The 7,464-nt window shown below is 62.2% G+C and carries 5 protein-coding genes and 1 pseudogene; 4 read left to right on the forward strand and 2 right to left on the reverse strand.

The features are described from left to right. Positions 1–329 precede the first annotated feature (329 nt). Positions 330–1,259 (forward strand): L,D-transpeptidase family protein, encoded by a 930-nt coding sequence (locus NX05_RS14145; RefSeq protein ID WP_039436466.1) that lies wholly within the window; start codon positions 330–332, stop codon positions 1,257–1,259. A 2-nt stretch (positions 1,260–1,261) separates the two neighbouring features. Continuing rightward, positions 1,262–1,987: a M23 family metallopeptidase gene (locus NX05_RS14150; RefSeq protein WP_039436389.1), complete on the forward strand. Its 726-nt coding sequence runs from the start codon at positions 1,262–1,264 to the stop codon at positions 1,985–1,987. Positions 1,988–2,197: 210 nt separating this feature from the next. Here NX05_RS14150 and NX05_RS14155 read toward each other — a convergent pair whose 3' ends face one another. Next, positions 2,198–2,965, reverse strand: coding sequence for an SDR family NAD(P)-dependent oxidoreductase (locus NX05_RS14155; RefSeq protein ID WP_039436395.1), 768 nt, complete (start codon positions 2,963–2,965; stop codon positions 2,198–2,200). A gap of 34 nt (positions 2,966–2,999) precedes the next feature. On the opposite strand from NX05_RS14155, the gene NX05_RS14160 reads away from it, so the two are divergent. Beyond that, positions 3,000–3,977, forward strand: coding sequence for a LysR family transcriptional regulator (locus NX05_RS14160; protein ID WP_039436400.1), 978 nt, complete (start codon positions 3,000–3,002; stop codon positions 3,975–3,977). A 337-nt stretch (positions 3,978–4,314) separates the two neighbouring features. Here NX05_RS14160 and fhuE read toward each other — a convergent pair whose 3' ends face one another. Next, positions 4,315–6,501, reverse strand: coding sequence for a ferric-rhodotorulic acid/ferric-coprogen receptor FhuE (gene fhuE / locus NX05_RS14165; protein ID WP_039436402.1), 2,187 nt, complete (start codon positions 6,499–6,501; stop codon positions 4,315–4,317). A gap of 410 nt (positions 6,502–6,911) precedes the next feature. Here fhuE and NX05_RS24960 point away from each other — a divergent pair. After that, positions 6,912–7,343: pseudogene (locus NX05_RS24960) on the forward strand (alpha/beta fold hydrolase); the annotation flags it as partial. Positions 7,344–7,464 lie beyond the last annotated feature (121 nt).

Raw genomic sequence — 7,464 nt, forward strand, 5'->3', positions numbered from 1 at the left:
CGCCGCTGCTGCTGTTACGTGCGCGCGATGTAGCGGATGGAGCACTGGCATTGCCTGGTGCGCAACTGCATCGCGACCTCATCGTTATGCCACGACATTGGTATACCGGTCCTCGACCAAAGAAGTCGACCGCTGTCGTGCACAGCATGCGTGGCCACTCGCAGGGCAGACGCATCGCACCGCTTTCCCCAGTCAGGGCCGGTGCAGCGATTTCACGCAGAAAACGCAGGCGGCTGCGGCAAGGTGCGCGCATGCCTCTTTCGGACCTGCACATGCCACCACGCTCCTACGTTCGCGTCTGCTTGCTTGCCCTTGCACTGGGCACCTCCTTGTCGGCGCTGGCGCAAGCGCAGCAGCCCGCGCCTGCCGCTGCCCCGGCACCCGCCGCCGCTCCAGCGGGCAAGGCCGTGCCCACCGGGGTGCGTTCGGATCTGCACGCGCAAGTGTTGTTGGATCGCGCACATTTTTCGCCGGGCCAGATCGACGGCGAGCGCGGCTCCAATCAAAAACGCGCGGTGTCCGGCTTCCAGGCCGCACACAACATCAAGGTCAGCGGCGAGCTGGATGACGCCACCTGGCAGGCCTTGCAGGCCGACACCACGCCGGCCCTGGTGCAGTACACGCTCACCGACGCCGATGTCGCTGGCCCGTTCCAACCCATTCCCAAAGGACCGGCCGAACAGGCCAAGCTCACCGCACTGGGTTACGCCTCGGTCGATGAAGCACTGGGCGAACGTTTCCATGCAGACCCCGCACTGCTGCGCCAACTCAATCCTGGCGTGGATCTGAGCAAAGCCGGCAGCGTGATCCAGGTGCCGAACATTGATGGCGTGCCGCCGTTAGCTAAGCCGGCAAAGCTGGTGGTGGATAAATCCGATTCGACGCTGCGGCTATTCGATGCCGACGGCAAGATGTATGCGCAATTCCCGGTGTCGTCCGGTAGCAAGCATGACCCGCTGCCGATCGGCCACTGGAAGATCCTCGGCGTCGCACGCGACCCGGTGTTCAAGTACAACCCCAAACTGTTCTGGGACGCGAAAAAGGGCGATCAAAAGGCCACGTTGCCAGCGGGTCCGAACAACCCGGTCGGCCGTGTCTGGATCGATCTGTCCAAGCCGCATTACGGTTTGCATGGCACGCCCGAACCCGGCCATGTCGGCAAGACCCAATCGCACGGCTGCGTGCGTCTGACCAACTGGGACGTGGTCAATCTCGCCAGTGTGGTGGGCCCGTCGATGCCGGTGGTGATGCAGGAGTAAGCATGAAATTGCTGATGACATTGTTGGTGGGTGTCGTGCTGGGTGCAGCCGGCTATTGGTGGCTAGAACGCACTGCGCCGGGAGCAAAGGTGGAGTCGCTGTCCAGCACTGCACCAGTGACGGCAGACAACACTGCAGCGGGTGCCGCAGCGATGGCAGCGCCTGCTCCAGTACCTGCGGCGACACCGTCGGTTGCCACTGCGTCAGCAACCCACGCGGCACCAACCAGCACGCCGGTGGCGTCAACGACAACGACAACGACAACTGCTGATACCGCGACCCCGGGCAGCGGCCTGCTGATTCCAGTGCAAGGCATCAGCGCCAACCAGCTGCAAGACACCTTCATCGATGCGCGCAGCCAAGGCCGTGTGCACGATGCCATCGACATCCTTGCGCCAACCGGCACACCGGTTGTGGCAGTTGCCGACGGCAAGGTCGAAAAACTCTTCACCAGCGACCGCGGTGGCCTGACCGTGTACCAGTTCGAGCCCGGCGGCACGTATTGCTACTACTACGCGCACCTGGAGCGCTATGCCGACGGTTTGGCAGAGAAACAATCGATCAAGCGCGGCCAGGTCATCGGCTACGTCGGCAGCACCGGCAACGCGAATCCCGCCGCCCCGCATCTGCACTTCGAGATCCATCGGCTGGGGCCGGAAAAAGAATGGTGGAAGGGAGAGGCGTTGAATCCCTATCCGGCGTTGCACGACGATCAGGCCTTGCACTAAGAAAGGCGATCCGAATGAATACGACCAAGGGCCTGCGCGCGTTGTGCAGACCTTTCGTCGTTAGCAGTTCCTGATTTTCTGAAAGCAGCAGTCCATCGATCTATTCATACACAGCGCTTCATTACCCTGCAATTCAGTGGATGCGGCGCATAGCGTCACGCATCTGGATCAGCGCTCGTCGCAGCGACCCAACCATGTGACCCGCTACAGCTAAATCAACATCCCACCCGAGACTTCGATGCGTTGTGCATTGACCCAACCAGTGCCTGGTGCAAGCAACGCGGCCACCACCGGCCCGATATCGTCCGGTAGCCCGGGGCGGCCCAACGCAGTGACCGAGGACACCATCGCATTGACCTGCGCGGTATCGCGCACGGTGCCGCCGTTGAAATCGGTCTCGATCGCACCGGGCGCCAGCGTGTTGGCACGAATACCGCGTGCGCCCAGCTCTTTGGCCAGATAGCGAGTGAACACCTCCACCCCGCCCTTCATCATCGCGTAAGCCGATGAACCCGGCAGCGCAAAACGCGCCAGCCCGCTGGATACGTTGAGAATGCGCCCGCCATCGGCAATCAGCGGCAACAACGCCTGCGTCAAAAAATACGGGCCCTTGAGATGGATGGCGACCAAGGCATCGAACTGTGCCGGCGTGGTGTCGGCAAAGGCCGCGTGCAGGCCGGTGCCGGCGTTGTTGACCAGCGCATCGAACTGGCTGCGTCCCCAACCCGCCAGCACTTGCTTCAGCTGCGTGGCGAAGGCGGCGAAAGCGTCGGCATCGGCAACATCGAGCTGCAAGGCATGCGCGCGCCGACCACGCTTGTGAATCTCTGCAACCACAGCAGCGGCCTCATCGGCCTGGCTGCGGTAGGTGAGCACGATGTCGCTGCCGTTGACAGCGAGCGCAAGCGCCGCGTTGCGACCCAGGCCGCGGCTGCCGCCCGTTATCAGGGTGATGGGTGTGGTGATGGTCGTCGACATGCGCGTACTCGGTGATTAGGGAGTAGCTAGGCTATTGCGCTTGCCGTGCCGCATAAATCCGCTCACCCTGATTGCACCGTTCAAGATCAACGACCAATCAATGGACACCATGGAGTCGTTGCGCGCTTTCCTGCGCGTGGCCGAGCTGGGCAGTTTCACCCGCGCTGCCCAAACCCTAGGGCTGCCGAAGGCCAGCGTCTCGACCGCCGTGCAACGGCTCGAAGCCTCGCTCGGCACCCAGCTCCTGCACCGCACCACCCGGCGTGTGCAGCTCACCGGCGACGGCACCGCGTTCTATCAGCGCAGCCGCGACCTGCTCGATGACATGGACGAATTGCAGAGCATGTTCCAGCGCGAGCGTAGCCAGTTGCGTGGTCGCTTGCGCGTGGATATGTCGGCTGGCATCGCGCGCCACTTCGTCATACCGGCCTTGCCTGCCTTTCTGGCGCAGCACCCGCAGTTGGAAGTGGAAATCAGCGGCACCGATCGACGCGTGGATGTGGTGCGCGAGGGTTTCGATTGCGTGCTGCGCGTTGGCACGCTGGAAGACACCAATCTGGTCGCGCGCCCGCTCGGTGCTTTTCGCATCGTCAGCTGCGCCAGCGCGCAGTACCTCGCCCGCCGCGGCACACCGCACTGCCTGGACGACCTGGCCCCGCACGATCTGGTGCACTACGTGCCCACGCTGGGCCAGCGCTCGCCCGGCTTCGAGTACTACGACGGGCAGGCCTATCAACTGCTGCCGATGCGCGGCCCGGTAACGGTGAATAACGGCGATGGCTATCTTGCTGCCGCGTTGGCGGGGCTGGGCATCATCCAGGCGCCGGCCAGCCCGCTACGTGCGCATCTGCATAGCGGCGCACTGGTCGAAATCCTGCCCAATTTGGCCGCAGAACCGATGCCGGTCACGTTGCTCTACGCGCAGCGCCGCCATCTGCCGCAACGCGTACGCGCCTTTATGGACTGGGTGGCCGATGTGATGGCGCCGCATCTGCGGCCGCTATCGCAATAAGCGGCACGCGCATCAGCGCAGCCTGCTGCGCGGCCACTGGAGTCATGCACAGCAAATGCCGGCATCGCGATTCTTGTAGCGCACGCGTAGCGTCGTTGACGGCCAGAGCATCGCGCAGGTGTTGTTCAATGACACAGCACACGTTTCAGAGCAACACACCTGCATATCCGTGCGCTGCAGTGATCGTGCGATGAACGTAACTGACACGTCTGTTACGCCATATCTGCAAGCCGCTCTGAGTCAGGCACACATACAAAAAAGCACAGACATCTTCGCAAGATGTCTGTGCCATTTATCAATCACCTCAAGCGTCACCAACGCCCGATGTGGTTCTTAATCAGAACGTGTAGTTGAAGGTCAGCATGCCGTTACGCGATGCGCCCCATGCGCCGTAGCCACCGTTGAACTGCGCGTAGTAGCGCTTGTCGAGCAGATTATCGACGTTGAGCTGTACCGAAAACTGCGGCGACAGGCGGTAGCGCGCGAATGCGCTGACCAGTGCGTAGGCACTCTGCTGGAAGGTGCCATATACCGAGTCCACATAGTACGAACGGTTTTGCCAGTTGACGCCACCGCCCACGGTCAGATCGCTCCACGCGCCCTGCGGAGTGTAGCTACTGAACAGCTTGATGGTGGTGCGCGGCAGCTGCGTGTTGATCGATGTGCCGCTGTCGTCGCGCACGGTGTAATGGGACGCACCGAAGGTAGCATTCCAGCCCTGGGTCAGACGCCCGGACAGTTCGAAATCGAAGCCTTCGCTGACCACGCCATTGGCTGCTACGTAAGCAAAATCGCTGCTACCCGGAACCAAAGTCGTCGTAGCCACACCCAAGTTGTCCTGCTCGATGCGGAATACTGCCAGCGAGGCGTTGAGCTGATCATCGAACCACGCTGCCTTGACGCCGGCTTCGTAGCCCTTGCCGCTCAACGGTTCCAGATAGCCGCCATTGGCATCGCGCAGGGTCTGCGGGTTGAAGATCTCGGTGTAACTAACGTAGGTCGACCACACATCGTCGATGTCGTAGACCAGACCGGCGTATGGGGTGACTTCTTTCTGGTTGTCGGAGAACGGCAGCAATCCCTGGGCCGCGTCGAAGTTGCCACCATCGATCTGCCAATCGGTATAGCGCGCGCCCACCAGCAGCGTCAGCGGATCGGCCAGCGAGAAACGTGCAGCCACATAGGCGGCCTTCTGCTTGCTGGTGCCTTCGCTCTGTACCGCGCGCGGGCTCCAGTTGGGCTCCGGGTACGCGCCATTCCAGCCGAGGTAGCTGTCCAGCGGCGCCGGGAAATCGAAGGTGCCGTTATTGACGTACTCGCGGCGGTTGTAGCTGGCGCCGGCCACCAATTGATGCTCACGGCCGAACAACTGGAACGGGCCTTGCGCATACACATCGGCGCCATCGGCCTTGCGCTCGGTCTGGTAGTTGCCCGAATACGGCACCACGCCGCCACCGGTGGCGCGATCGAAACCGAAGATCGTGTAGTACGGATAGAACAGGTGGTTCGTCGCTTCGGTCTCTTCGTGGCTCACATTGGCCTTGAGGGTCCAGCCGTTGTCGAAGCTCTGCTGCAGGCTGGCGAAGGTGCGCTGCAGACGCGTGTTCCAGAACGTCCAGTCGGCCGCCGGATTGAACGAGCGCTTGTAGTCGGTGCGCGTGCCGTCGCTGTAGAACAGCGGGAAGCCGCCCCAGGTGACATCGTTCGATTCCTTCTTCTGATACTCGTAGCCCACGCTCAACAGCGTGCTGTCGGTAAGGTCGGCATCGATGATCGCCGAGCCGATCTTCTTGCGCAGGCTGTAGCGGTCCATGTCGGATTCGCCGTCCTGATACACGCCCACCACGCGTGCGCGCACGGTGCCTTCGGGACTCAACGGCACGGTGACATCGGCTACGCTGCGGGTCTTGTTGAAGTCGCCGCCACCCACCGACACGGTGCCGGTGAAATCGCGGCTGACCGCATGCTTGCGCACCAGATTGATCGAAGCCGACGGGTTACCAGAACCGGTCAACAGACCGGTCGCACCGCGTACCACTTCCACGCGGTCGTACAGCGCCAGGTCCAGCGCCGAATCGCCGTAACTCCACGCCTGCTCCATGTACACGGGGATGCCATCGAACTGGTAGTTGTCGATGTAGAAGCCGCGCGCATAGAAATCCACCCGTTCGCTGTCGTTCTGCGACGCGGAGATCCCGGTGACGTTGTTGAGCACGTCGGTGATGCTCTGCAGGTTCTGGTCGTCCATGCGGTCGCGGGTGATCACGGTGACCGACTGCGGAATCTCGCGCAGCGCCAGGTTCATGCGCGTCCCGGCAGAGGTTTTTTCCACCGTGTAGCCCTTGACCTGCTCACCCTGCACGGTCATCCGGTCCAGCGTGGTGACCTCGGCATCGGCGGCGGCGGGCGCTTCGGCCAGGGCCTGGCCGGCGGCCAGCGTGCACAGCGCAGCGAACAGTGCGCATGGCAGGGTGTGGCGGCGGGCGCCCGTAGAAACAAGACGCATTTCGGTACTACGGTTCATCGGGTGACTCCAACGCAGACGGATCGGGCCGCACGCACCGCACAGGCATAGCGCCGGCAACAAGGGGGAGAACGGGGTGCCTTAGCACCGGCAACGCGGTATTTTAATGGGAATGATTCACATTTTAAATAGATGGATTGAAAGTTCGTTCCGCAACTGCCCCTATTCGAGGCAATCCTTGCAGTCGAACTCGCATAGACGCGACGCCCGGAACCGGGAGCCGCAGAACAGGTGGCTGACGCAATGACGGAACGCCATGCAACGGGGATCACATGGAGAAATGCTGGATAGCTGTCGCTTTAGTGCTGTTTTGCGTGCCGGGAGTGAGCGCTGCAGCGTCAGGAAAAACCTCGTTGAATGACGCTTGTCGTGTCCCCGGCAACGCCGTGCACGAGGCAGGTCTTGTCCAGATGGGAGGCATCCAGCAATGGGTCACGATCGAAGGCCAGGACTGCCGCAATCCCGTGGTTCCCGTGGTTCCCGTGGTTCCCGTGGTTCCCGTGGTTCCCGTGGTGCTGATTGTCCATGGCGGGCCAGGCAACCCCAACACGCCGTTCGCGCATCGCCTGTTCAGCCGCTGGACGCGCAACTTCACCATCGTGCAATGGGACCAGCGCGGCTCCGGCAGACCTAGGCCACAAGCAAGCCTGCCGAGGGTGAGACGCTGACCATGCAGCGGCTGACCCAGGACGGTAGCGAGGTTGCCCGCTATGCCACGCAACGGCTGTGCAAATCCAAACTCATCCTGATGGGTGGATCGTGGCTCGGCACTGGCGGTCACTATCACCAAGGCCAGTCCCGAGCTGTTCCACGCCTATGTCGGCACGGCTCAACTGGTCAATTAGTCGCCCCTGAAAAACCCCAACCACCCAACGACCGCAAGGCCTTGATGTCTGCACCGGCGTGCTAAAACTACCAGTGTTCGCTACGCTGAAGGCTGGTTTCTTGCAATTTCCGCCCATG

The organism is Xanthomonas vasicola (assembly GCF_000772705.2).
Classification (GTDB): Bacteria; Pseudomonadota; Gammaproteobacteria; order Xanthomonadales; family Xanthomonadaceae; genus Xanthomonas; species Xanthomonas vasicola.